Origin of the sequence: Acinetobacter sp. UBA6526 (assembly GCF_002434875.1) — a bacterium.
GTDB lineage: Bacteria > Pseudomonadota > Gammaproteobacteria > Pseudomonadales > Moraxellaceae > Acinetobacter > Acinetobacter venetianus.
The window spans coordinates 1-25,158 of the sequence record NZ_DJLC01000002.1 but is presented as its reverse complement, the minus strand read 5'-3'; the positions used below and the strand labels follow the sequence as shown (position 1 = coordinate 25,158).

Sequence of the window (25,158 nt, the reverse complement as noted above, 5' to 3'; positions counted from 1 at the left end):
AAAGAAAAAAAATACTCAATAATTTTCTTAAATGAAAATTAATGGGGTGTGAGTTTATCAATCTTTTGTTTTAAATTTTATGAAAAGTAGTGTTGTTACAGAAAATTGAAAAGAACTTTTATAACGAGCAAGAATGAAAAAACCGACAGCCTTGACCACTGTCGGTTCTTAATAATAAAGAAAAAAGTGTTATGTTTGATCAGCAGCAACAATCGCAGCACTGGCTTGCTTTAAGCTGTAAAGTAATTGACCGAGCAAAACATCTTTATTACTGAGCGTTACCATCACCATTGGATGATGTGGAGCGGGGATAGATGTTAAAATTGCTTTTCCATTCTCAGCATCTAACGTAATGCTCTGGCAGCCAGTCAGCTGGATTTCATTTAAAAACGCGCTTACCATCGCCAAAATAGAACTACTCACCGCAGCGAGTTTAGTACTATTGTATGGATTCTTTTTGTAGATAGAAGCCAGCTCAAAGCCATCGGTCGAACAAAGCATAATATAATCAATCCCACGGATATTGGTGATGATCTCATTGGCTTGAGCTTTAGCCAATTGGATAAGTTCAGTTGGCGCTGTACGTTGTTGACTTGGAATGCTGAACATAATTTTTCTCTTTTATAAAGTAATTAATTTGTTGCTCTGAGATTCACTTCAAGTGCTGCAATAAGTGATTCAACCATCAGCAAAATGTGTTCTTGTTTTCTAGCATCAATAAAAAATAAAGGATATTGGTAGTCATTTTGGATCAGCCAATCTCGATAAATTGAAATTGGTTGTCCTTTATTCTCATCTACATGAGTAATACCAATCGAGATATTTTTTGTATAGTCTTTAAATGTATCTAAATATCCTTCGAGTTCTTCGAGAGGGACTGTACTATTATGATCAACTAGAATAATTGCACCAAGAGCTCCTTGGCAAATCACTGGCCAAATAAAGTCGAAACGTGTTTGTCCAGGCGTGCCATACAATCCAATTTTGGCGCCGTCGTCCAATGTAATTTCACCATAATCAATGCCAACAGTAGTTTGCATTTTATTATGAGCCTGACTATCTGTATTGAATGCTTCGGTCGCAAGTACAGGAATTTCAGAGAGAGATTTAATTGCTTCAGTTTTACCTGCACCCATGCTTCCTGCAAATACGATTTTATATTGTTGGAGAATCATAGTATTCCTTAAAGCCCAAATCGGCGTCTGATTTTGCCGAAAAATTTATTTAAAAAGCCGTTTTGTTCAGCGGATTGTTCATCTGTTTCTGATTTTAAATAATGGCTGTCTGATGCTGAAATAATACCGCCGTTATTGGATGCAATGCAGGCAGCAATAAATTGTTGAACCGTTTGAATAGGAAGTTTTAATTGAGTTGCGACTTGAGATAGTTGAGCTCCTTGTATAAAACATGCTGCGAGTAAAAGCGTTGTTTTGCGATCAGCACTTTGAGCGGGCTGTGGCCAATATTCGATTTTAAAGTACTCATTTTCGCTTGGTGCGAGCGCTTGAAACTCCAAAGAATGCCAAAAAAGGTTCCACAACCAATCTTGTAGATCGTACTCAACCTTACGAGATACCTTGGTAAAGTCAGAGGTCGTTGCAAAGCTATAATTGAAGCTATGATTGGTTTGAGTTTGTGTTCTCGTCGGTTCTAACCAAGCGATCTGGCTGCGCGTATCTATAATTGCTAGCGTGCCATGATCATCAAATAAATGTAGCCGAGCATTATCAGGATTCAACATATCGTTAAGAAATTTCTCATTCACAATATGATGCGCAGAAGCTTCTTCTTTTGCTTTCGGTTGTTGTGATTGTTGATGTGATAGATAGCTCAGCAGTCGAAGATGAATCCAGTTTTTTAAAGCATCGGTTTGTTGGAATGGCAAATAAAGTGTGTTGTTTTCCTCAATGTTGCAAGCACCTTGAGCTTTAGAAACTTTTAAGCATGGTAATTTTTTTTCTTCGATAATACGTTGGATACCTTCGGTATCAAAAAAATTTTCGTTTATTAATAATAAGTCTATATTTGGATCGGCAATATTAATCCAGTTTATTCCAAATTCATTAGGTATTGTTTTTCTAAGTTCTATTTTTAATTCATCTGAAACTTTTAAACTTATACCTGAAATTGCGATATTAATGCAATGTCCATTCATAGTATCACTTTAATATTTTATAAAACATTGGACTGCACAACTTTAGTCTTAATACTAAAGACTAATAGTAGACCGCTTGTATTATTTTAAATTTACTTACTGGTCAAATAAATAAAATTAAAATATATACAAGAAGTCTAATATATTAAAGATTCTGCAAAACTAATTAAGCAAAGTCTAATTCTTTCTCGAAAGTTTTAAGTTCGTGGCGAGCCATCGCTAGGTTAGATTTAGTACGGTCTAAAACGAGGTAGAGAAACAGATTGCCATTGCTTTCTAATGGACGGATTAAGTGATATGCCTTACCAAGTGTAATCAGGATATCTTCGATGTCATCGTTGAGTTTCAATGAGTTGGCAACACGGCGTTTTGCTCGAATAACCTCGGTATTACCTGCAGCTGCTAATTCTAAGTCGATTGCACCCCCACCTTGTGTTGCCAGCGCCAAACCGCTTTCTGTGTCTACTAACGCTGCTGCAACGAAACCATCAATATTTGTCAAGCTTTCTAATGAAATTTTAGCCATGATATTATCTCTACTAATACATCTTGTTTATGAATTTATATTCCCTACTTTTGTTTTAGATTATTCTTCAAAAGCAGTTAATTTCATTATAGGAAACTCTTTTATTAAATCAATCATGTTTGAAAATAATTAAAATCACAACAGTGCTATTAATTGACAATTTTTGTCAATAAAACGTTTTAAAGTGGATGGTATGGATAATATTTTTAACTTTTTGTGATTTTATTCACATTAATATTTTATTTTAAGCATGTTTTTTGATTGTAAATAAATGTAAAATATTTTTTATTAAAAAGTTTTGAATTAATAATTAAATAAATTTAAAAGTATTTTAAGTGTATGATAGAAAAAGCATTTGTACTTTTCCTATCATCCTCTTTAATAAATTAATGCCCGATTAATTGACTATATGAGCAATAGAGTGACAGCAAAATGACCAATGCAACGATTGGGGAAAGCAGGTAAGACCAGCCTGGGATACTTGGTTGTTCAACGTCAAGTTCTTCTGCGTGATGAACGTTAGGCTGTGCTTGATTAACCATTTGATTGAACTCCTGCATGGTTGCTTCTAAAGAGATTTCTTCTTGTTCGATTGGTTTGGAACCGATGAGCTCAGTGAGCTGATTGGTCGACCAAACCCAATCTTCTGCTTGGCCAGAAAGATGTTCAACTTGTCCTAATAACAACTCTGCTAAGCCAGTTTGACCAAAGTTGCCTGTCTGATCCAATTGATTTAATTCATTAAACTGTAAGCTCACAATCTCAGAGATACTAGATTCGAGTTCTGTTGCTGTTAATTTAGATTGGTTTTGCGCAGAGGTTGTTAGATGGCGTGCAATTTCTTGAATATAAAGCGGATCAGTCGCTTTAATTTCTTGATATAGCTTTTGTGGATTTTGTTTCCAAAGACTAATTAACTGACCTAATGTCAGCGCATTGACTTCATCAACAAATGCACACTTCTCTTTGGGCGAGTGTGTGCTAAAAAGTTGCGGTTTTTGAATTTTAATTTGTTCAGAAAAATACTGAACTAAGTCAAATGCCATCTCGGACGTCCTCTTTTATTTTTAATCTAAGATTCTTAAAGACGGCTTCTTCTTGCTCGGTTCCGCCTCTTGTTTAGTTTCATCTGTTTGCGTAATTGGTTGCTCTTGAATATCTTCATATTCACTTTGATCGAAAAATAATCCTTGACCATTTTCACGTGCATAAATGCCGAGAACAGCCCGAATAGGGACATAAATTTCTTTGGCCACTCCACCAAAACGCGCTGAAAAAGTAATTGCATCATTACTCATGTGTAATTGATGAATTGCATGAGGAGCTAAATTCAAAACGATTTGACCATCTTTCACAAATTGCTGAGGAACTTCAGTGTTCGGCTGAGTCGCATCAACTAATAAATATGGTGTTAGTTGGTTATCGCAAATCCATTCATAAATGGCACGAGCAAGATACGGGCGTGTTGGAGAAAAAGTGATTTGCTCAGACATAATTTATAAACTTGTTAAATCGTTGAAATGAATTCATTGTAGCTGTTTTTTTCTTGAGCTGTCATTGATTTAATGAAATAAGGACGGCTAAAGATACGATGACAATACAAGAAAATAGGTCGACAGCGTTGTTGTGGTAACTCGATTCCCATGCTTTTTAAGCGCAAGAAGATCGGGGCTAACATACAGTCCAAAATTGAAAAGGTTTCAGACATAAAAAAGGGAAAGTGTTGAAATAGAGGCGTCAATGAAATCAGCGTATCTCTTAATTCTTTTTGCGCTTTTTGCTTTTGAGTTAAATCTAATGTATCTGCATGTCGAAGCATACTGTCTGCAAGCTTGAACCAGTCTTGTTCAAAACGCCAAATATACTGTCTTTGTTCTGCTCTTGCCATAGGAGCATCGGCATAAAGTTTATTCTGGCGATAGCGGTCATCTAAGTATTCTGCAATCACATTCGGAGAAAATAGCTTTAGATTTTGCTCAATTAGCATTGGCAACTGATTGTATGGATTGAGATCAGCCAAATCCTCATCGTCATGGTCTGTGAGAATCAGATGGTATTTGATTTGTTTTTCAGCAAGCAAAAAACGAATCCAGTGCGAACGGAAATCATCGGCATGACTATACAATGTGATGCCTTGAACAGGGCTTGGGGGATTTTCTAAAGACATAAATCCGAAAAATTATGATTGACTGTTTAGAATACTAAAATTAACGTTGGAAATCACTTAAAGCTTAAGAATATGATGATTCAAATAAATCTAATATTCAATAAATTCAAAGAGAGAAAAATTAAATGAAATATTATGGCTTGATGATCTTGTCGAGTATGTTATTGCTGAGCAGTTGTGCAAGTGTGTCTAATCAAGGATCAGCAGTTGATGTTCGATCTGAAAATGATGTGCAAATCTCAATTGCGGCGGATTCTTGTGATGATCAGAGTGCTGATGCTTGTAATGAGGTGCAAGATTACGGTGGTATCAAAAGTGAGTACGTGGTCAGGGGATGTAAAGTGACGATTTATAATAATGGGCCGATCAAAATGGTAAATGAAAAGACTGATCAGCCATGTAATGCACCAATCCCAGAAGAACATCCATTTTCGACAAGAGAAACTAAGACTTATATGCAAGATGGTTGTCTTGTGACAGAGTATTCTACAGGTGATGCTGTTATGAATTGTTCTAAGAAGAAATAATCGGCAAATAAAAAAACCTCGGAAATATCCGAGGTTTTTTGTCCAATTCGTAAAACGATTAACGTTTAGAGAATTGAGGACGTTTACGAGCTTTACGTAAACCAAGTTTCTTACGTTCAACTTCACGAGCGTCACGAGTAACGAAACCAGCTTGACGAAGAGCAGGTTTTAAAGTTTCGTCAGCAGCGATCAATGCACGAGTAATACCGTGACGGATAGCGCCAGCTTGACCACCCATACCACCACCTTTAACAGTGATGTAAAGGTCATATTTTTCAGTTGCTTCTAAAAGCTCTAAAGGCTGACGCACAACCATACGAGCAGTTTCACGACCGAAATATTGCTCTAAAGTACGATTGTTAATTACGAGTTTGCCTGTACCAGCTGATAAGAAAACACGTGCAGTTGCGGTCTTACGGCGACCTGTACCATAGTTAGTAGCCATGTGCTGTATCCCTTAGATGTCCAAAACTTGTGGCTGTTGAGCAGTATGAGGATGCTCGCTACCAGCGTACACTTTCATCTTCTTGATCATCGCATAACCAAGAGGACCTTTTGGCAACATACCTTTTACAGCACGTTGGAAGATTTCTTCTGGTTTGTGCTCAACTAATTTTTCAAAATTAGTTTCGCGAATACCACCAGGGAAACCAGTGTGGCGATAGTATTTTTTATCAAGTGATTTGTTACCAGTCACTTGAACTTGTTCAGCATTGATCACAACGATGTAGTCACCAGTGTCAACGTGAGGAGTATAAGATGTTTTGTGCTTACCGCGTAAACGACGAGCGATTTCAGTCGCAAGACGACCTAAAGTTTTGCCTGAAGCATCAACAACGTACCAGTCGTGTTGAACTTCAGCAGGCTTAGCGCTGAGAGTTTTCATTAACCACTACCTATTATAGTTGGTTTGAGCAAGGAATCGCCCAAACAAAAGGAGACCGAATTCTATATGAATTTATAAAAGCGCACAAGAACAATTCAATCAAGATGTCATATTTTGCTGCAATGTGACCGATTTTGTAAACAACAAACATGGCTGGGAATCATGATTATTTATCTTGTGAGTGTATAGGATTTGCCCTATTATTTTTATACCAAGTAATTAAAAAATAGAATTATTTATTTGTTTTATGGGGAATTTGATGGAGTTGTCGTTTTCTACAAAAATTGTTGTAGTTGCACTATTAGTCGGTGTTTGTTCAGCACAGACAAATGCTCGACGACTTTATAAATGGATAGATCAAACCAGTGTTACAAACTACTCAGAATTTCAACCCAAAGAAGGCACTAGTCGAAAACTTGAAGTCATTGAGAATACTGGGAATGAATATGTCGATCCTATGATGGCTGTGACGGCAGAAATGAAAGCGATTGAAATCCCTGTAGATCCTCTTAACCTTCAGGGTACGTCAAGTGGCACAACCTCCTCATTGTCTCAAGCGCCGAAACCAACAACTCAAACAATTGTTAAGCAAGGTGTAATCGCAGTGCAGCCTTATGCGAGTCCTGCAAGTGGAGTTGCCGCTTCGTCTCCAGTTGAAAGGAAAGAGCAATCAACATTAACTATTACTGAGAAAAAAGAAACAGTCATAAATCCAATCGCTGAAAAAGCGAGTAGTAGCGTGGCGGTTGTTGATAGACCTAGTAGTGGTGTTGTTGCCGAGAAGAAAGATGAGTCTGCAACGAATGTTCGTCGAGATCAGAAAAAAACTCAGCAAAAGATAAATCCTTGGTCAAGATCACCAAATTTTGTACCTTCCAACTTAGTACCTGAAAATTTACCTAAGTCTACGACCCCGTAGCAAAGATGTTTTTCAAAGGAATACTATAGCTACATTTAGATTTTCGCTACACTATATTGAAATCTAGATGATTGGCTGTTTCTATGCTTCCTTTATATGTAACTTCAGGTGAACCTGCCGGAATTGGCCCAGATATCTGTCTGAGTTTGGTAGATCGTGTAGATGAACGCCCAGTAGTTATTCTCGCTGACATAAAAATGCTAGAGCAGCGTGCTAATCAGTTGAATTTAAATGTTGAGATTGTTCCATATGATGGGCAAGTGCAATCGAGTTTAGAAGGGCAACTATTTGTAGAACATGTACCTTTGAAAAACTCAGTTGTTCTAGGTCAATTGGATTCGGCTAATTCGGCCTATGTATTAGAACAATTACGACGTTCTGCTGATTATGCGATGACTGGAAAGAGTGTTGGGGTTGCGACAGCACCTGTGCAAAAGTCAATTATCAATGATGCTGGTATTCGCTTTAGTGGTCATACTGAATATTACCAAGAGTTTGCTGATGTTGATCGTGTGGTGATGATGTTGGCAACTAAAACTTTACGTGTTGCTTTAGTGACGACTCATTTGCCTTTACGCGATGTACCAGATGCGATTACCAAAGAGCGCTTAAAGCAAGTGATTGATATTTTAATTCATGATCTAAAGACAAAATTTAAAATAGCCGCACCTCGTATTTTAGTCTGTGGTTTGAATCCACATGCGGGTGAGGATGGTTATTTAGGGCGTGAAGAAATTGATGTGATTAATCCTGTTTTGGAAACTTATCGCGATCAAGGTATTGAAATGAGCCTGAGCTTACCAGCAGATACGCTATTTACTCCAGAAAATCTGAAAGATGCGGATGCTGTTTTAGCGATGTATCACGATCAAGGCTTACCTGTGTTAAAATCACAAGGCTTTGGTGAAGCAGTCAATATTACCTTAGGCTTACCATTTATTCGCACATCTGTCGATCACGGTACAGCACTTTCTCTTGCAGGCACTGGACAAGCAAAAGCATCGAGTTTGCATGTTGCAGTAGATTTAGCACTTGATTTAGCTCGAATCTCCCCAAATCCCTCTGCGTAAAAGAGGGGAGAGTTAAATCTGAAATTTTGAGTATAAATATATGTATCAAATTAATGCCCTAAACCCTAAAGATGAAGGGCATCAGGCTCGAAAACGTTTTGGTCAAAACTTTTTACATGACCAACGTGTGATTGCCAAAATTGTACGTTCAGTGAATCCGCGTGCTGGCGAAAATATTGTGGAAATTGGTCCAGGTTTGGCTGCGTTAACATCGCCTTTAATTGGTGAGTGTGATGCATTGACTGTTGTTGAGCTGGATCGCGATTTAGCAGCTGGTTTACCGGGGCGTGTACCTCATCCTGAACGTTTGACGATTATTGAAGCAGATGCTTTGAAATATGACTTTACTCAACTTTTCCAAGAAGGTCGTCCGCTTCGCGTCGTTGGGAATTTGCCATATAACATTTCAACTCCGTTATTGTTTCACCTCTTGGAGTTTGGCGACAAAGTGAAAGATATGCACTTCATGTTGCAAAAAGAAGTGGTTGATCGTATTACTGCAACGCCAAACACTAAAGAATATGGTCGTTTATCAGTGATGATTCAGTATTATTGTAAGCCAACGTTCCTATTTGAAGTGCCGCCTGGTTCATTTAACCCTCCACCGAAAGTAACATCTGCTGTGTTCCGTTTAGAACCTTATGAAACTAAGCCAATCGTTGCGAAAGATGAAAAAGCATTGGCACGGTTAGTGGGTCATGTATTTACCCAACGTCGTAAAACCTTACGTAATAGTTTAAAGGGAATGTTGGCGGAAGATGGTTTTGAAAAAGCTGGTGTTGATCCTATGGCTCGCCCTGAAACCTTGAGTTTAGCCGATTTTGTCGCATTGTCGGATCAAATGGTGGCTTAATGTCTAAACGCTATAATTATGTCATTGGTGATGTGCAAGGTTGTTTTGAAGCATTGAAAGCATTGCTAAAAGAAATTCGTTTTGATCCTGATCAAGATTTTTTATGGTTTGCTGGCGATTTGGTTGCGCGTGGAGAGAATTCTGTAGGTGCTTTACGCTTTGTAAAAAAGTTAGCTGATCGTGGTGCTGCCTCAACCGTATTGGGTAATCATGATCTAACCTTGATTGCATGTGCGCGTGGTTTTAAAAAGGCAAAAGAGAAAGACGGCACGCAAGATATTATTGATGCCATAGATGGTGATGAACTGATTGATTGGTTGCGTAAACAACCTTTAAGTTTAAGTCCAAATGCTAAAACGCTAATTACACACGCGGGTGTTCCATGTATTTGGGATGCTGAGCAAACAATTCAGTTGGCAAGCGAAGTACAGCAGATTGTTGGGCATGACGATCTAACTGTTTTGGATACTTTTCTTGCTGAAATGTACGGTGAACAACCTGATCTTTGGTCAGATGAGCTGACGGGTATGGCACGTTTGCGCTGTATTACCAATTATTTGACACGGATGCGTTTAACTGATGCAGCAGGTCGTTTGGAATTTGATTTTAAAGATGCGCTTGATGCACCGATGCCAGTAGGTTTCCAGCCTTGGTTTGAGTTTGAAAGTCTTGCAGCACAAACCCATCAATTAATTTTTGGGCATTGGGCTGCTTTACAGGGTAAGACTATTAATTCTCAAATTCAAAATGTTGATGGTGGCTGTGTTTGGGGGCAGCAATTGATGGCGTTCCGTTTGGAAGATCAACACATGTTTGCGGTGGATAATCCTTTGAGTTGATTATCTGACGATATGGTTTGAATGTCTAATTTCATGGTGAGGTTGGGCATTTTTTATTTTAAGACTGTCAAAAAACTGTCATACACTGATCATTAAAGTGTCAAAAATTATTTATAAGCTGTAAAGCATGAAAATAACGACACAAATGGATGGCGATATGCAAAGTACATACGCGACATCTTTATTAAAGCAAGATCAGTTTCCAGATAGTTTTAAATTCTACTTCAAAAGGAAACAGCTTAAAAATAAGCAAAATGAGTTTTCTGAGCTTGAAGAACTCGTACGTCCCCGTTTAAAAATAGCAATTGTGACTGAAACATGGCCACCTGAAATTAATGGTGTTGCTTTATCAATGATGCAGCTTTGCCAAGGGTTACAACGTCTTGGACATAAAATCTTATTAGTCCGTCCAATTCAAAAAGCAGCAAGTACTGAATTTCGTCCTGATCAGGAATGTTTGGTCATGTCACAGCCAATCCCTAAGTATCCAAGTGTGCAGTTTGGCTGGCCGCAGTACATTAAAGTATCTAAAGCTTTTGAACGCTTTTCACCGGATGTTGTGCATATTGTGACAGAAGGGCCATTGGGTCTGACTGCACTCCAAGCGGCGAAGTCAAAGAAAATTGCAGTCTCAAGCGGATTCCACTCAGCATTCCATGATTTTAGTCGTTTCTTTGATTTGGCTTTTTTGGTAAAACCGATTCAGCGCTATTTAACATGGTTTCATAACAGTACGGATGTAACTTGTGTTCCAAGTCAATATACGGAGCAAGCCTTACGTGGTTTTGGTGTGACTTGTCCTATAGTCATTGTTGGGCGTGGGGTAGATACCAATAAGTTTTCTCCGCAACATCGCTCGCAAACGCTAAGACAACAGTGGGGTGCCGACGCTGATACCCGTGTCATGCTATATGTGGGGCGATTATCTCCAGAAAAAGAAGTGGATGTATTGATTAAGAGTTTTCATGCGCTGCAAGCACAACAGGGTGGAAATGTTAAATTTGTGATTGTTGGTGAAGGACCAGATCGAGTTCGTTTAGGAAAATTAACAAGCTCGAAAGACGTTATTTTCACTGGTAGTTTGAGTGGGCAAGCGCTTTCTGAAGCATATGCTAGTGCAGATGTATTTACCTTTGCAAGTCAAGCTGACACTTTTGGAAATGTCGTTTTAGAAGCAATAGCGAGTGGTCTGCCTGTCGTGGCATATGATTATGTTTGTGCGCATCAATATGTAAAACAAGAAGTAACAGGATGGTTGAGTCCGCTTGGACATACATCCGATTTAATCCAATCCATTTGTCATTTACCAGCACTTCCAAAACTAAGACAAATGGGATTGCTGGCGAGCGAAAGCGTACAAGAAAATAGCTGGCAGTTGCCCGTACAACAATTAGAACAAGCACTTAATCAGGTAGCAAAGGAGTCTCCCATGACCTCTACCTAAAGTATCCTCAGAAAGGAGAAAAAATATGAATCTTCAAAATGCAAAAATAAAAATACTAGATTTAGATTTAAAAGGGTGTGTATACCTTAACCATCTCTCACATTCTCAACGTATCGCCTTATTTTTTAAAACGATTAGTCGTTTGGGCGATGGGCCATTTTGGTATGTCATGTTGTTGTCCGTTTGGGCTTTACAAGGCTTGGCATATGGTCTTCAAATCTTATATCTAATTGTCGCAGGGTCGGTTGGTACGCTGATATACAAATATCTAAAACACAAAACAACACGACCAAGACCTTATCAAGTTCATCAAGTGATAGTCCTAGGTGAGCGACCTTTGGATCATTTTAGCTTTCCGTCAGGTCACACTTTGCACGCAGTTATGGTGACAATTACTTTAGGTTATATACAGCCAATTTTGCTGATATTGATGTTGCCATTTACAGTGTTGGTTGCATTATCAAGAATGGTATTAGGACTTCACTACCCAAGTGATGTGATCGTCGGTGCGACAATCGGTGCGACAGTTGCAAGTAGTATTATTCTCTTAGCACCAAGCTTTAACATTGTTTTGTGAGTAATCGGGTTGTGAATTTCTCAACAGAAAACTATTTTTTCAAGCGTATGTTTTGTTAAAGTAGCTCCAATCTCAAATATTTATTCAGGTTGTCATATGGGCTTACGTTGGACTGATACGATTGATATTGCAATTGAACTCGTAGAAGCACATCCAGATGTTGATCCACAGTGGATTCGTTTCACAGATTTACACGCATGGGTTTGTGCTTTACCTGAATTTAATGATGATCCTAATAAGTCAACTGAAGGTTTGCTAGAAGCAATCCAAATGGCATGGCTGGATGAAGTTCGATAAAAATTCATCAGAAATCGCTGAACTTTTACAGATTCAAGCTGATTATTGGCGATGACATCGGTATAATGCGGCAAATTTTTTTAGTTTACACCATAATAGGAGTCAATCATGGCGATTGAACGTACTTTATCTATCGTTAAACCTGATGCAGTTTCTAAAAACCACATCGGTGATATTTTTGCTCGTTTTGAAAAAGCTGGCTTAAAAATCGTTGCAACTAAAATGAAACACCTTTCTCAAGCTGATGCTGAAGGTTTCTATGCAGAGCACAAAGAACGTGGTTTCTTTGGTGATTTAGTTGCTTTCATGACTTCAGGTCCAGTTGTTGTGTCTGTTCTTGAAGGCGAAAATGCAGTTCTTGCTCACCGCGAAATCTTAGGTGCTACTAACCCTAAAGAAGCTGCTCCAGGTACAATCCGCGCTGACTTCGCTGTAAGCATCGACGAAAATGCTGCTCACGGTTCTGACTCAGTTGCTTCAGCTGAGCGTGAAATCGCTTACTTCTTTGCTGATAACGAGATCTGCCCACGCACTCGTTAATCCAAAGCATTCGAACCAGATAAGTGGTATACTGCTTATCTGGTTTTTTGTTTTCTATAGATTGAGTTGTGTAAGTAATGCACAGCATTTCTAGCGTTGATATGGTTTAGGTAAATATTCATGAGTTCTGCAGTGGTCGTTTCATCAGAAAATTTAGATGAAAAACAACAGTCTGTTTCTACGCCTGTCGTTCATGCTGCCGACAAAAAAGTGAATCTACTAGGCATGTCACGTGCAGAGTTAGAAAAGTTTTTTGAAGATTTGGGTGAGAAGAAGTTTCGTGCTGGTCAAGTCATGAAATGGATTCACCAATTTTTTGTGACCGATTTTGCTGAGATGACCAATATCTCAGGTAAGTTAAGAGAAAAACTAGAAAAGATTTGCGAAATTAAAGCCCCTGAAGTGGTGCATCGTAATTATTCTAAAGATGGAACACGTAAATGGGTGTTTCGTGTAGGTGATGGTGAAGGCTCTTTAGTTGAAACTGTTTTGATTCCTGCTGAAGATAAAACGGGTGCAAGAAAGACACTTTGTATTTCTTCACAAGTGGGCTGCGCACTTGACTGTTCATTTTGTTCGACAGGAAAACAAGGTTTCCAACGTGATTTAACACCAGCTGAAATTATTGGTCAGTTGTGGATGGCGAACTATTCCTATATGGAAGAAGTGCCTGTTGCAGAGCGTGAACGTACTGTGACCAATGTGGTGATGATGGGTATGGGTGAGCCATTACTCAACTATGATGCTGTACTCAGCTCAATGCAATTGATGTTAGATGATTTTGCCTACGGAATGTCAAAGCGTCGTGTGACTTTATCGACCTCAGGCGTTGTACCTAAAATTGATCAATTGGCACAAGATATTGATGTCGCGTTAGCGATTTCTTTACATGCACCAAATGATGAGTTACGTAATGAACTTGTTCCAATTAATAAGAAGTATCCACTGGAACAATTGATTGCTGCATGTCAGCGTTATTTAGCGAAAGATGGTAATGAAAGTGCTCGCCGTCACGTAACGATTGAATATGTAATGTTAGATGGCGTAAATGATCAACCAGAGCACGCACAACAATTATTAAAATTATTGAAAAACTTACCGAGTAAGATCAACTTAATTCCATTTAACCCGTTTCCACATGCGCCTTATGGTCGCTCAAGCCGTAATCGTATTATCGCATTTCAAAAAACTTTGTCTGATGCGGGATTTGTGTGTACGATTCGTCAGACACGTGGTGATGATATTGATGCTGCGTGTGGTCAATTAGTGGGACAGGTAGCTGATCGCACGCGTCGTGCTGAACAGTGGAAAAAGAAAGTGGCGCAACGGCAAGAAATTTTGCGCACACAAGGATAAAACTTGGGGAAAAGCGTTGAATACAACTCGATCAAAAAAGATTATAGCAACTACTATTTTGTTCACTGTATTGGGTCTAACCGCCTGCCAATCGACAAAGACAACAAAAGATCCTGAAAAAGCTGTGCAAGTTCGAACACAACTTGCAGCAGAATATATTCGTACGCGTGACTTAGACTCGGCTAAGCGATCATTAGATCAAGCCCTGAAAATAGATTCGCGAGATGCAAATGCCAATATGATGATGGGAATTTTGCTACAACAAGAAGGTAGCAAAACCAATATGGAAAAAGCAGAGTCTTATTTTAAGCGTGCAATTTCTTCTGAACCTGATAATGCCCAAGCTCGTAATAATTACGGTACATATTTGTATCAAATGGAGCGTTATAATGAGGCGATTGAGCAGTTTACGATTGCAGGTGCAACCCTAGGTTATGATCAACGTTTTCAATCGTTGGAAAATCTTGGGCGAATCTATTTAAAATTGGGCGATGTTGCGAATGCTGAAAAAGCATTCAAACAAGCGCTACAAGCAAATCGAAATGCGACAATATCAATGTTAGAGTTGTCGGAAATTTTCTATTTGCAACAAAACAATAGAGATGCATCGCAACTCTACGAACAATATGTTCGTAATGTGGGGCAGAAAAACCAAGGTGCTCGTGCGCTTTGGATAGGTTTACGCATTGCTCGAGCGAATTCGGATCAGTTAGGAATGCAAGTGTTAGTCAATCAGTTGCGTGCTTTATTTCCTGATAGTCCAGAATATCAACGTTATTTGCAATTACAGTACAGTACTGAGGCCGTATGGAAATAAATCCAAATTCACATCAGCCAACTGGCTCAAACTCACCGTCGCCTACGTTAGGAAATATTCAACGACCTGGTGAGTATTTGCGTCAAATTCGTATTGCACAAAAGAAAGAACTTGAAGAGATTGCAAACGTATTGAATATGCCAGTCAAAACTTTGACGGCATTAGAGCAAGATGATTATAAATCTTTGCCAGAAGCAACCTTTATCAAAGGATATTATCGTGCATACGCAAAATGTTTAAATGCTGATGCGAGCGCGATCATTCAACGTTTCGATGAAATTTATGCGAATGATACGGGCCTTAAAGCAAGTCATGCTTTGAGTAACTCACCGATTAAAACCATGGGTAAGTTAACTGGTTCAAAGAGTGTACGTAATCGTCAGTGGTTAAAGCGTATTGTGATTTTGGCTGTCGTGCTATTGTTGGCATGGTTAGCTGTGATGGCCGTGCAAAACTGGACTTCAAGTCACAAAGATGATGCAGATGTACCAAAGATTAAGAATTCTGAAGTTGAGATTCTTCCAATGGGGAATGCAGTCGCTACTTCTGGAGATCAGCTTGTCTTGAACTTTAGCCGACCAACATCTGTGCATATTGTTGATGCTACAGGTAAAGTACTGGCAACAGGTCGTCAAGCATCAACTTTGAATTTGAGTGGTGAGTCACCGTTCCAAATTCGCTTAGATGATGCAACAGCTGTAGCATTGACTTTAAATCAGGAACAAATTTCATTGTCTCCTTATACTGTCAATGGAAAAGCAGAATTCCGTTTGTCTCGTTAATGCCAAAGAGTAGAGCTATACGATGATTGTGAACCCCATTAAACGCCGTCCAACACGTAAAATTCGTGTTGGTTCTGTGTATGTCGGTGGTGATGCGCCGATTAGTGTTCAAAGTATGACAAATACTGAGACTTGTGATGTTGATGCAACTGTTGCTCAAATTCAACGTTGCGTAGATGCTGGTGCAGACATCATGCGTGTTTCAGTTCCATCAATGGAAGCAGCTGAAGCATTTGGTGCGATTCGTAAACGCGTATCTGTGCCTTTAGTTGCTGATATTCACTTTGATCATCGTATTGCATTGGCAGTTGCTGATTACGGTGCAGATTGTTTGCGGATTAACCCAGGTAATATTGGATCGGATCAAAAAGTTCGAGAGGTTGTTGCTGCTGCTAAACATCATGGTATTTCAATTCGTATTGGTGTGAATGCTGGCTCTTTGGAAAAAGATTTGCAAGTCAAATACGGTGAGCCAACGGGTCAAGCTTTGCTTGAATCTGCAATGCGCCATATTGATATTTTGGATCGTTTAAATTTCCATGAGTTTAAAGTCAGTGTAAAAGCATCGAATGTGTTTTTGACCATGGATGCTTACCGTTTACTTTCTCAGCAAATTGACAATCCATTGCATTTGGGTGTGACTGAGGCGGGGATTTATCGTACAGGTACAGTGAAGTCAGCAATCGCCTTGGGTGGTTTGTTGATGGAAGGTATTGGCGATACCATGCGTATTTCGCTTGCAGCTGAACCTGAAGATGAAATTAAAATCGGTTTCGATATTTTAAAATCTTTGGGTTTGCGCTCAAATGGCATTAACTTTATTGCTTGTCCAAGTTGCTCACGCCAGGAATTCAATGTAATTCAGGTGATGCAGGCTTTAGAAGAGCGTTTAGAAGATGTGCGTACACCAATGGATGTGTCTGTCATTGGTTGTAAAGTGAATGGCCCAGGTGAAGCAAAAGAAGCGGATATCGGGGTGGTGGGTGCTGCTCCACGTTCACTTGTGTATCGTAATGGCGAGAAAAGTCATTTAATTGATACAAATCAGTTGGTTGATGAAATTGAAACAATGGTTCGTCAACGTGTTCAAGAGCTTGAAGAAGCAAAATCTAAAGAAATTATTCGTAGTTCATCATGAGTTCAATCGTCGCTATCAAAGGTTTTAATGACATCCTTCCATCGCAAACTGCGGCTTGGAGAAGTCTGGAACAACAACTTGCATCATTGATGGATGCTTATGGTTATCAACAAATCCGTTTGCCAATTGTTGAGCAAACTGGATTATTCAAGCGTGCTATTGGCGATGCAACCGATATTGTTGAAAAAGAAATGTATACCTTTTTTGACAAAGGGACACCGCCTGAATCACTGACTTTGCGTCCTGAAGGAACTGCGGGTTGTGTGCGTGCGATGTTGGAACATAACTTATTACGCGGTGCAACACCGCGTGTTTGGTATGTTGGGCCAATGTTCCGCTATGAAAAGCCTCAGAAAGGTCGTTATCGTCAATTCCACCAGTTTGGTGTGGAAACCTTTGGTGTGGCAACGCCTGATATTGATGCTGAAATCATTCTGATGACCGCTCGTTTGTGGAAACGTATGGGTGTTGCAGCGAATGTTCGCCTTGAACTCAATACTCTGGGTGAAACAGATGAGCGTGCAGAATATCGTGCTGCATTAGTCGAGTTCTTAAATCAGCACAAAGATGCCTTAGATGAAGATTCTCAACGCCGCTTAACCACCAATCCTTTGCGTATTTTGGATTCTAAAAGTGAGTCTACGCAAAAGATTTTGGAAAATGCGCCGAAATTGCACGATTTCTTAAAAGAAGATTCTCTCAACCACTTCCAACAACTACAGCAGTATTTAACCGATGCTGGTGTAGAGTTCGTGATTAATCAAAAACTTGTTCGCGGGCTTGATTATTACAATAAAACGGTATTTGAATGGACCACAACTATGTTGGGTTCACAAGGTACTGTTTGTGCTGGCGGTCGATATGATGGCTTAGTTGGTCAGCTTAAAGGTAAAGCTGATCAATCAGTTCCAGCGGTAGGTTTTGCGATGGGGATGGAGCGTTTATTGCTTCTACTTGAGCAGGTTGAACAAGCAAAAGTTGTTCGTGATTGTGAAGTTTTCTTAGTGGCTGAACCAGCTTATCAATCAAAAGCTTTGGTATTAGCTGAACAAATTCGTGATCAGCTTGAAGCAGTGAATAGTTCGATTCGATTCAAAACGGGTTCACAGGGCAGTATGAAAAGCCAAATGAAAAAGGCTGATCAATCTGGTGCGGTTTTCGCTGTGATCTTGGGTGAGCGTGAGTGGGAATCTCAACAGCTATTGGTAAAAGAGCTTGCAACAGCAGAACAGTCTCAAGTGGCATTGAATGAGCTGACAGCATTTTTTATCGAAAAATTTAAACAATAAATTGCACAATATCTAGGAAAAGGACAATCACATGAGTTTAAGTGATGAAGAACAACTCGACCAGTTAAAGTCGTTTGCCAAAAAATATGGTTCTGCAATTATTAGCGGAATTCTCATTGCCCTGATTGCCTTTTTCGGATGGGAATATTGGCAAAAGAAGAATCTTACTGAAGCTCAAAGTCAAACGGCCAAAGTGCAAAAGTTAATGGACGAAGCAAAAGCTGCCTCAAGTCAGCCGAATGCTTTTGCAACATTATCTGAAGCCGCAGATAAAATTGTGAAAGAAGATCCTGATTCAGTTCAAGCGATCCAAACACAATTTATTTTGGCTAAAGTTGCGTATGATAAGCAAGATTATGCTGCTGCTGAGAAAGCATTAAAAAAAGTTGAAAACTCAAAAATTAAAGATGCTGGTCTGTTACAGATTGTCAAACTTCGTTTGGCTGATGCTCAGTTAGCACAAAAGAAATATGATGATGCTTTAAAAACTTTGACAGCGGTGACTGAGCCATCATTCAAAGCAACAGCCGATGAACTTCGTGGTGATATTTATGTTGCTAAGAAAGACAATGAATCTGCTCGTAAAGCGTATCAAAGTGCATGGGATGATCTCGTTAAACGTAAACAGGAACGTCAGCTTTTACAAATTAAACTCGAAAGTGTCGGCGTTTTAGTAGATGATCCTGAAATCGATAGCCCGATTGTAGATACCAAAGTGGATGAGTCTTAATGCAGAATAAACTAAAACTACCTTTGGCGATTGCAATTGCTTCAGCTTTATTGGTTGGATGTTCGAGCAATAAAGTAAAAGAAGCAAAACCAAATCCATTGCCAAAAATCACGCAACAACAAAATTTAAACCTCGTATTTTCTCAAAGCGTTTCCTCAACGAACGCTGCTGAAGCTTTACGCTTACAGCTAGATACGGATAACGGTGTGATTTTTGCTATTGATCCAGATGGTCAGGTTTCTGCGTATCAGGGTAAACAGCGTCTTTGGAAAAGTAAGATAACCAAACAAGAGCTAACTGCTGGTGTTGAAGCTGGTGAAGGTGTTGTTGTTATCGGCAACCGTAAAGGGCAGCTTTTTGCTTTAGATCAAGCCACTGGTGAACAAAAGTGGACGACACAGCTATCAGGTGCGATTTTATCACCTTCATTGATTGAGTCAGGTCGTGTTATCACACTTGCCAATGACGGTACTGTATTTGCGCATGACGTGGTCACTGGACAGCAAGTTTGGGCATATAAGCTTCCAAATGTTCAGTTTAGCTTACGTGGACAGCCAGCACCCGTTGCGTTAGATGAACGTACAGTGTTAGTCGCATCTGCTAATGCTTATATCTATGCTTTAGATATCATCAGTGGTGTACCTCGCTTCCAGCGCCGTGTTGCAATTAGTGATGGCCGTTCTGATATTCAGCGATTGATTGATATCGTGGGTGATCCTGTTGTTTCTGGTCAGTTCTTGGTGACAACTAGCTTCCAAGGTCAAGTAACAGTAACCGATTTAGCTTCACAACGTGTGGTGTGGAGTGAAGATGCAAGCAGTACAAATCGTCCTGAAATTGCGGATGACAAAGTATTTGTATCAACAGTTGATGGTAAGTTGAATGCCTATAACCTCACTACGGGTGAACTGGTTTGGCAAAATGAAGAGTTATTAAACCGTAAGTTAAGCAATCCAGTCATGCTTGGTCAAAACCTTGTAGTAGGCGATTTGGATGGAGTGATTCACCTTATTGATCCGACAACAGGTAAGTTAGTTGGTCGTGCAAAAACCAGTGGTGAAGTGCAAACCTTACGTGTGATTGACAATCAACTTTATGTGTCGACTCGAAAAGGTGCATTAAGCATTTGGCAGAATCGTTAATTTTACCTTCTGTTGTGGTAAAATATTCGATTAGCTATGGCTAACAAAAGAATGATCGGGGTATTTGTTTAGACAAAACCCCGAATTTTTATTGTGATCTGTGATCACCAAAATCTTCCATACTATTTCTGATACGATGTCATCTAGCGTGGCTCGTCTGAATTAAGGTTAATTTATGAAACCCGTTATTGCGCTCATTGGTCGTCCAAACGTCGGAAAATCAACGCTATTTAACCAAATCACAAAAAGTCGTGATGCTTTGGTTGCTGACTTCGCTGGTTTAACTCGTGACCGCAAATATGGTGACGCGGTTTATCAAAATAAATCTTTTATCGTTGTTGACACTGGCGGTATCGGTGAGAGCGAAGGTGGTATTGATTCGTACATGGCTGAGCAGTCAAAAACAGCGATTCATGAAGCCGATATTATCGTTTTTGTTGTTGATGCACGCGCAGGTTTATTGGCTTCAGATGAGCAAATTGCACGTGAACTTCGTACCTTAGGTAAGAAAGTATATTTAGTTGCAAACAAAGTAGATGGTGTTCACGCTGAAGCTGCCTTAGTCGAGTTCTATAAACTTGGTATGGGTGAGCCAATGCAGGTTGCTGCGAGCCACGGGCGTGGTGTACAGCAAATGCTTGAAGAAGTATTAGCTGAGGTTCCAGAAGATGAAAACCCAGATGAACATAATAAAAATACAGGTTTACGCTTAGCGATTATTGGTCGTCCTAACGTAGGTAAATCAACCTTAGTCAACCGTTTACTCGGTGAAGAACGTGTGGTTGCATTTGATCAACCTGGTACAACCCGTGACTCAATTTATATTCCTTATGAGCGTGATGGTCGTCAATATACATTGATTGATACTGCTGGTGTTCGTCGTAAAGGTAAAGTTGATGAAATGATCGAGAAATTCTCGATCGTTAAAACACTACAAGCTATGAAAGATGCGCATGTCGTTGTGGTGGTGGTTGACGCTCGTGAAGGTATTGTTGAACAAGATTTACATTTGATTGGCTACGCGCTTGAAGCAGGGCGTGCCATGGTGATTGCGATCAACAAATGGGACAACATGACCGAGTATGATCGTAAACAATGTAAACTCGATGTGGAACGTCGTTTTGACTTTATTCCATGGGCGAAAATCCATTTGATTTCGGCATTACATGGTACGGGTGTGGGCGAGCTTTATCCATCGATTCACCGTGCTTATGAATCTGCAAATCTAAAAGTTTCTCCTGCGAAACTGACTCAGATTTTAAGTGATGCGACAGAGGCTCACCAGCCACCAATGATCAGTGGCCGTCGTATTAAAATGCGTTATGCGCATATGGGCGGACAAAATCCACCAACCATCGTGATTCATGGTAACAAGGTCGATAAGACTCCAGCGGATTATCGTCGTTATTTAGAAAATGTATTCCGCAAAGTGTACAAGCTTGAGGGCACACCAGTCCGTATTGACTTTAAAACGTCAGAAAACCCATTTGAAGGACGTAAGTCACAAGTGGATGAACGCGTTGCTGCACGTAAACGTCGTTATGTTCAGAAATTTAAAAAAGCAGAAAAGAAATACAAGCGTTAAGCTAATCTTGAAGCAAAAAGCCCAAACTCTGCTTTGGGCTTTTTTTAATAGATTGGGAGCCAATGATGAAACGTGAGATTCAGTTACATATACATGCTTTGGCTCAACTTTTAACTAAAAAAAAATCTGATTTTCCAACCTTTCGTGATTTTAATTTTTATAAAAAAGAACAGATTCACGCATATCGTAATCAGCTTTTAGCAAAGCAATTGAATTGTGATAAGAACACACTCATATTTTCTAAGCATGAGCATGGTAAACCTTTTTTATCATCTCACAATCTTCACTTTAATCACTCCCACAGTCATGAATATTATGCTTTGGTCATGAGTCAACAGGTGAAAGATATTGGTGTAGATGTTGAAGAATTAGGGCGGAAAATAAGATTCGATGCATTCGCACAACATGCCTTTCATGCAGATGAATATAAAACTTGGCAACAGCAAGGACAAGACAGGGAATATTGGTTTAAGGTCTGGACAACCAAGGAAGCGATATTAAAAGCGTCTGGTTTGGGTATTCGTTTGGATTTAAATAGTTTGAATACAAACGTTCATCCTGAACAAAATGGAGGAATGTGTACTCATCCGATGATTGGAACATTTGCATATCAAAATTTTATTTTAAATCAGAATATTGTGGTAACAGTGGCTTGGCGTGCAGAGCCATCATGTCGAGGCTTTCAGTTTCCACAAATTAAAATAAAACATGATTAGAAATAAAAACCAGCATAAAAAAACGCCAGCATTAAGCTGGCATTTTTTGAATCATCATAAAGTTAAGATTTAAGGAATCTCTTCTTCATCAAATTCAGGTTTAACTTGTACAACGAAGTCTTGACGGTTCAAGCCACGCCATAAAGCAAATGCAGTACCGATATAAATCGAAGAATAAGTACCGACAAATACCCCTATAATCATAGCTAAAGAGAACCAGTGTAGACCATCACCACCAATGAAGAACATTGCAAGTACGACGAGTAATAATGTCATAGAGGTGTGAATCGTACGGCGTAAAGTCTCAGTTAACGCAATATCCACAATTTCAGTTGGTGTAGCGCCACGGATCTTACGGAAGTTCTCACGAATACGATCCGATACAACGATGTTATCGTTAAGTGAGAAGCCTATAATTGCTAAAACTGCAGCAAGTACGGTTAAGTCAAATGACCATTGGAATAAAGCAAATGCACCAAGGATAAGGATGATATCGTGGAATAACGACATCACAGCACCCATCGCGAGTTTAAACTCAAAGCGAATAGTGACGTAAACCAGCATTAAAAGTAATGCTAGTGCAACTGCACCCGCTGAACGAACATAAAGCTCGTTACCGACTGCACCACCCACCGCATCGACTTTATGTACTTCAACGGTATTGTTTGGTAGTTGGACAGCTGTAGTGATTGCATTACTCAAGTCTTCAACTTGCAGATCTTCTTGAACAGGCATACGAACGATCAGGTCAGTGTTACTTCCTAGCGTTTGTACAACCGCATCTTTAAAACCCGCTTTATCCAAGGCTTGAACAATTTGACTTGGTTGAACTGCTTGTTTGTAGTTCAATTCAGCTGAGATACCACCAGTAAAGTCCAAACCTAAGTTCAAACCTTTCGTAACGATAAAGAAGATACTAGCAATCGTCAGTAAGATCGAGAAGATTGCAGCTGGTTTAGCAATCTTCATGAAAGGGATGATTTTTAAATCATCTGGACGACCGTATTGTTTTGAGTCTTGTTGAGTCAGATTTGTCATATCAATCTCCTTAAATGCTCAACTTCTTCAAATCACGACGTTTGCCATAAATGATTTGTACAATTGCACGAGTCACCGTAATCGCTGTAAACATTGAACAGACGATACCGATCATGAGGGTCACAGCGAAGCCTTTAATTGGGCCAGTACCGATTGCAAACAAGATGAATGCAACAAGGAATGTGGTTAAGTTCGAGTCAAAAATAGTGTTATAGGCTCGATCATAACCCGCGACAATCGCCTGTTTAGGCGAGGCGCCCCATAGAATCTCTTCTCGTATCCGCTCACAGATCAATACGTTTGCATCGACGGCCATACCAATGGTAATCACGATACCCGCAATACCCGGAAGGGTGAGGGAAGAGCCAATCCACGACATTACTGTAAGAATCATTGCAAGGTTAAATACCAATGCAAAGTTTGCGATCAAACCAAATACACGGAAGAACACAACCATCCAGATCGCAACCAGTAAGAAACCGATTTGCGTTGAAAGAACACCCTTATCAATGTTTTCTTGACCTAGACTAGGGCCAACTACGCGCTCTTCAACGAAGTACATTGGTGCAGCTAAAGCACCCGCACGTAACATTAATGCTAGTTCTGCTGCTTCTTGAGGTGAGTCAAGACCCGTGATTCGGAATTGTGAACCCAATACTGCTTGAATCGTTGCCGCATTAATCACGACAGATTCTGTATAAGGTGTACGAACTTCAGTTTGAGTACCAGTTTGTGGATCATTCACATAGCTAATCTTTTGTTTATTCTCAATAAACAAAACAGCCATGCGTTTACCAACTGCATTACGTGTCGCATCAGCCATCAGCTTACCGCCAGCGCTGTCTAAGGTAATATTTACCTCAGCACCACCAGAGTCTTGGCTAAAGCCAGAGCTTGCATTTTGGACGCGCTCACCCGTTAAGATACGGTTACGATTTAAAAGCAGTTGGCGACCACTGTCTAAAGATTCATAAGCAAAAACTTCAGTACCCGGAGGGAGTGGTTGACCATTATATTTTCCAGAATATGGATCAATATACTGATCATTACTATCAGAAACTAAACGGAACTCTAAGTTTGCAGTACGACCTAAGACACGTTTTGCTTCAGCAGTATCTTGAACACCAGGTAGTTCAACCACAATACGGTTATTACCTTGAGTTTGGACTAGGGCTTCTGCAACACCGAGTTCATTAATACGGTTACGTAAAGTGGTTAAGTTCTGGTTGACTGCATAAGACTGAATTTCCTGACGACGTGCATCAGAGTAAGTGAGTCTTAATGTTGCACCATTAGCCGTTGCAACTGATTGCTGAGTAAACTCATTACCGTTACGACGTAAGAAGTCTGCGGCAGCATCACGATCAGCACTATCCGCAAATTGAACCGTAATGGTGTTATTGTTTAAAGCAAGATTGTTAAATTTGATTTTGTTATCACGAAATTGACGACGCAGATCAGTCGCAGACGTTTCTAAACGTTGACTAATCGCTTTATCCATGTCGACTTCGAGCAAGAAATGTACACCACCACGTAAGTCCAAACCGAGTTTCATCGGCTTAGCCCCAATCTTTTGCAGCCATTCAGGTGTGGTTGGCGCAAGGTTGAGAGCAACCACGTAGTCATCACCTAAATCACGGCGTAACACTTCTTTCGCTTTTAACTGTGACTCAGTTGTGTCCAAACGTAATAAAGCCGCATTATTGGTGAAGCTATTATCATGACTGCTAATGTTGGCAGTTTTTAAAATCTGCTCAGCTTTTTG

General features: G+C 39.7%; 29 protein-coding genes. 18 read left to right on the top strand and 11 right to left on the bottom strand.

Features of this window, described 5'->3' with window-relative positions:
• Positions 1 to 189 precede the first annotated feature (189 nt).
• From B4237_RS00210 to B4237_RS00180, 7 genes are all read right to left on the bottom strand, one after another.
• A complete protein-coding gene (locus tag B4237_RS00210) occupies positions 190 to 609 on the bottom strand; it encodes a roadblock/LC7 domain-containing protein (protein ID WP_019383686.1) in 420 nt (139 codons plus the stop codon).
• A gap of 23 nt (positions 610 to 632) precedes the next feature.
• Complete coding sequence (locus B4237_RS00205) at positions 633 to 1,175, bottom strand: GTP-binding protein (protein WP_019383687.1); 543 nt, start codon at positions 1,173 to 1,175, stop codon at positions 633 to 635.
• Positions 1,176 to 1,183: 8 nt separating this feature from the next.
• A complete protein-coding gene (locus tag B4237_RS00200) occupies positions 1,184 to 2,155 on the bottom strand; it encodes a hypothetical protein (protein WP_278596495.1) in 972 nt (323 codons plus the stop codon).
• 166 nt (positions 2,156 to 2,321) lie between these two features.
• On the bottom strand, positions 2,322 to 2,681 hold the full coding sequence (locus B4237_RS00195) for a hypothetical protein (RefSeq protein ID WP_004877436.1): 360 nt from the start codon (positions 2,679 to 2,681) through the stop codon (positions 2,322 to 2,324).
• A gap of 386 nt (positions 2,682 to 3,067) precedes the next feature.
• Positions 3,068 to 3,727 (bottom strand): hypothetical protein, encoded by a 660-nt coding sequence (locus B4237_RS00190; protein ID WP_061518523.1) that lies wholly within the window; start codon positions 3,725 to 3,727, stop codon positions 3,068 to 3,070.
• A 21-nt stretch (positions 3,728 to 3,748) separates the two neighbouring features.
• A complete protein-coding gene (locus B4237_RS00185; protein ID WP_278596496.1) occupies positions 3,749 to 4,174 on the bottom strand; it encodes a ClpXP protease specificity-enhancing factor in 426 nt (141 codons plus the stop codon).
• A 14-nt stretch (positions 4,175 to 4,188) separates the two neighbouring features.
• A complete protein-coding gene (locus tag B4237_RS00180) occupies positions 4,189 to 4,848 on the bottom strand; it encodes a glutathione S-transferase N-terminal domain-containing protein (protein WP_286940742.1) in 660 nt (219 codons plus the stop codon).
• Positions 4,849 to 4,973: 125 nt separating this feature from the next.
• On the opposite strand from B4237_RS00180, the gene B4237_RS00175 reads away from it, so the two are divergent.
• A complete protein-coding gene (locus B4237_RS00175) occupies positions 4,974 to 5,375 on the top strand; it encodes a hypothetical protein (RefSeq protein WP_278596498.1) in 402 nt (133 codons plus the stop codon).
• Positions 5,376 to 5,433: 58 nt separating this feature from the next.
• Here the strand turns inward: B4237_RS00175 and rpsI are convergent, their stop codons facing one another.
• Both rpsI and rplM read right to left on the bottom strand, forming a co-directional pair.
• Positions 5,434 to 5,820 carry a 30S ribosomal protein S9 gene (gene rpsI, locus B4237_RS00170; RefSeq protein ID WP_004877427.1) on the bottom strand — a complete coding sequence of 129 codons (387 nt, stop codon included), beginning with the start codon at positions 5,818 to 5,820 and terminating at the stop codon, positions 5,434 to 5,436.
• A gap of 12 nt (positions 5,821 to 5,832) precedes the next feature.
• Positions 5,833 to 6,261 carry a 50S ribosomal protein L13 gene (rplM, locus tag B4237_RS00165; protein ID WP_004877426.1) on the bottom strand — a complete coding sequence of 143 codons (429 nt, stop codon included), beginning with the start codon at positions 6,259 to 6,261 and terminating at the stop codon, positions 5,833 to 5,835.
• A gap of 259 nt (positions 6,262 to 6,520) precedes the next feature.
• On the opposite strand from rplM, the gene B4237_RS00160 reads away from it, so the two are divergent.
• The 17 genes from B4237_RS00160 (at position 6,521) to B4237_RS00080 (ending at position 22,355) form a co-directional block, all read left to right on the top strand.
• A complete protein-coding gene (locus B4237_RS00160; RefSeq protein WP_278596499.1) occupies positions 6,521 to 7,180 on the top strand; it encodes a hypothetical protein in 660 nt (219 codons plus the stop codon).
• 83 nt (positions 7,181 to 7,263) lie between these two features.
• Positions 7,264 to 8,250 (top strand): 4-hydroxythreonine-4-phosphate dehydrogenase PdxA, encoded by a 987-nt coding sequence (gene pdxA, locus B4237_RS00155; RefSeq protein WP_278596500.1) that lies wholly within the window; start codon positions 7,264 to 7,266, stop codon positions 8,248 to 8,250.
• A 40-nt stretch (positions 8,251 to 8,290) separates the two neighbouring features.
• The gene (rsmA, locus tag B4237_RS00150; protein WP_278596501.1) at positions 8,291 to 9,103 is read left to right on the top strand and encodes a 16S rRNA (adenine(1518)-N(6)/adenine(1519)-N(6))-dimethyltransferase RsmA; all 813 of its coding nucleotides are present in this window, start codon (positions 8,291 to 8,293) and stop codon (positions 9,101 to 9,103) included.
• Positions 9,103 to 9,942, top strand: a complete 840-nt coding sequence (locus B4237_RS00145) for a symmetrical bis(5'-nucleosyl)-tetraphosphatase (RefSeq protein WP_278596502.1) — start codon at positions 9,103 to 9,105, stop codon at positions 9,940 to 9,942. Before rsmA ends, B4237_RS00145 begins: the two co-directional genes overlap by 1 nt.
• Positions 9,943 to 10,069: 127 nt before the next feature.
• Positions 10,070 to 11,386, top strand: coding sequence for a glycosyltransferase family 4 protein (locus B4237_RS00140; protein WP_286940740.1), 1,317 nt, complete (start codon positions 10,070 to 10,072; stop codon positions 11,384 to 11,386).
• 25 nt (positions 11,387 to 11,411) lie between these two features.
• On the top strand, positions 11,412 to 11,963 hold the full coding sequence (locus B4237_RS00135) for a phosphatase PAP2 family protein (RefSeq protein WP_004877418.1): 552 nt from the start codon (positions 11,412 to 11,414) through the stop codon (positions 11,961 to 11,963).
• A gap of 96 nt (positions 11,964 to 12,059) precedes the next feature.
• On the top strand, positions 12,060 to 12,260 hold the full coding sequence (gene iscX / locus B4237_RS00130) for a Fe-S cluster assembly protein IscX (protein WP_004877416.1): 201 nt from the start codon (positions 12,060 to 12,062) through the stop codon (positions 12,258 to 12,260).
• A gap of 108 nt (positions 12,261 to 12,368) precedes the next feature.
• A complete protein-coding gene (ndk, locus tag B4237_RS00125) occupies positions 12,369 to 12,800 on the top strand; it encodes a nucleoside-diphosphate kinase (RefSeq protein ID WP_003654870.1) in 432 nt (143 codons plus the stop codon).
• A 120-nt stretch (positions 12,801 to 12,920) separates the two neighbouring features.
• Positions 12,921 to 14,156, top strand: coding sequence for a 23S rRNA (adenine(2503)-C(2))-methyltransferase RlmN (gene rlmN, locus B4237_RS00120; protein ID WP_004877414.1), 1,236 nt, complete (start codon positions 12,921 to 12,923; stop codon positions 14,154 to 14,156).
• Between the two features lie 16 nt (positions 14,157 to 14,172).
• On the top strand, positions 14,173 to 14,973 hold the full coding sequence (pilW, locus tag B4237_RS00115) for a type IV pilus biogenesis/stability protein PilW (protein WP_286940738.1): 801 nt from the start codon (positions 14,173 to 14,175) through the stop codon (positions 14,971 to 14,973).
• A complete protein-coding gene (locus B4237_RS00110) occupies positions 14,964 to 15,755 on the top strand; it encodes a helix-turn-helix domain-containing protein (RefSeq protein ID WP_004877405.1) in 792 nt (263 codons plus the stop codon). The genes pilW and B4237_RS00110 overlap by 10 nt, the downstream gene beginning before the upstream one ends.
• A gap of 22 nt (positions 15,756 to 15,777) precedes the next feature.
• Positions 15,778 to 16,893: a flavodoxin-dependent (E)-4-hydroxy-3-methylbut-2-enyl-diphosphate synthase gene (ispG, locus tag B4237_RS00105; protein ID WP_278596505.1), complete on the top strand. Its 1,116-nt coding sequence runs from the start codon at positions 15,778 to 15,780 to the stop codon at positions 16,891 to 16,893.
• On the top strand, positions 16,890 to 18,182 hold the full coding sequence (gene hisS, locus B4237_RS00100; RefSeq protein ID WP_278596506.1) for a histidine--tRNA ligase: 1,293 nt from the start codon (positions 16,890 to 16,892) through the stop codon (positions 18,180 to 18,182). Before ispG ends, hisS begins: the two co-directional genes overlap by 4 nt.
• A gap of 31 nt (positions 18,183 to 18,213) precedes the next feature.
• A complete protein-coding gene (locus tag B4237_RS00095; RefSeq protein WP_004877396.1) occupies positions 18,214 to 18,912 on the top strand; it encodes a YfgM family protein in 699 nt (232 codons plus the stop codon).
• Positions 18,912 to 20,054, top strand: coding sequence for an outer membrane protein assembly factor BamB (bamB, locus tag B4237_RS00090; RefSeq protein ID WP_278596507.1), 1,143 nt, complete (start codon positions 18,912 to 18,914; stop codon positions 20,052 to 20,054). The genes B4237_RS00095 and bamB overlap by 1 nt, the downstream gene beginning before the upstream one ends.
• A gap of 175 nt (positions 20,055 to 20,229) precedes the next feature.
• The gene (gene der, locus B4237_RS00085; RefSeq protein ID WP_004877392.1) at positions 20,230 to 21,639 is read left to right on the top strand and encodes a ribosome biogenesis GTPase Der; all 1,410 of its coding nucleotides are present in this window, start codon (positions 20,230 to 20,232) and stop codon (positions 21,637 to 21,639) included.
• A gap of 62 nt (positions 21,640 to 21,701) precedes the next feature.
• Complete coding sequence (locus B4237_RS00080) at positions 21,702 to 22,355, top strand: 4'-phosphopantetheinyl transferase family protein (RefSeq protein WP_278596508.1); 654 nt, start codon at positions 21,702 to 21,704, stop codon at positions 22,353 to 22,355.
• 69 nt (positions 22,356 to 22,424) lie between these two features.
• Here B4237_RS00080 and secF read toward each other — a convergent pair whose 3' ends face one another.
• Positions 22,425 to 23,393, bottom strand: coding sequence for a protein translocase subunit SecF (secF, locus tag B4237_RS00075; RefSeq protein ID WP_278596509.1), 969 nt, complete (start codon positions 23,391 to 23,393; stop codon positions 22,425 to 22,427).
• Positions 23,394 to 23,403: 10 nt separating this feature from the next.
• Positions 23,404 to 25,158: protein translocase subunit SecD (secD, locus tag B4237_RS00070; RefSeq protein ID WP_286940736.1), on the bottom strand; the 1,755-nt coding region annotated here is incomplete at its 5' end.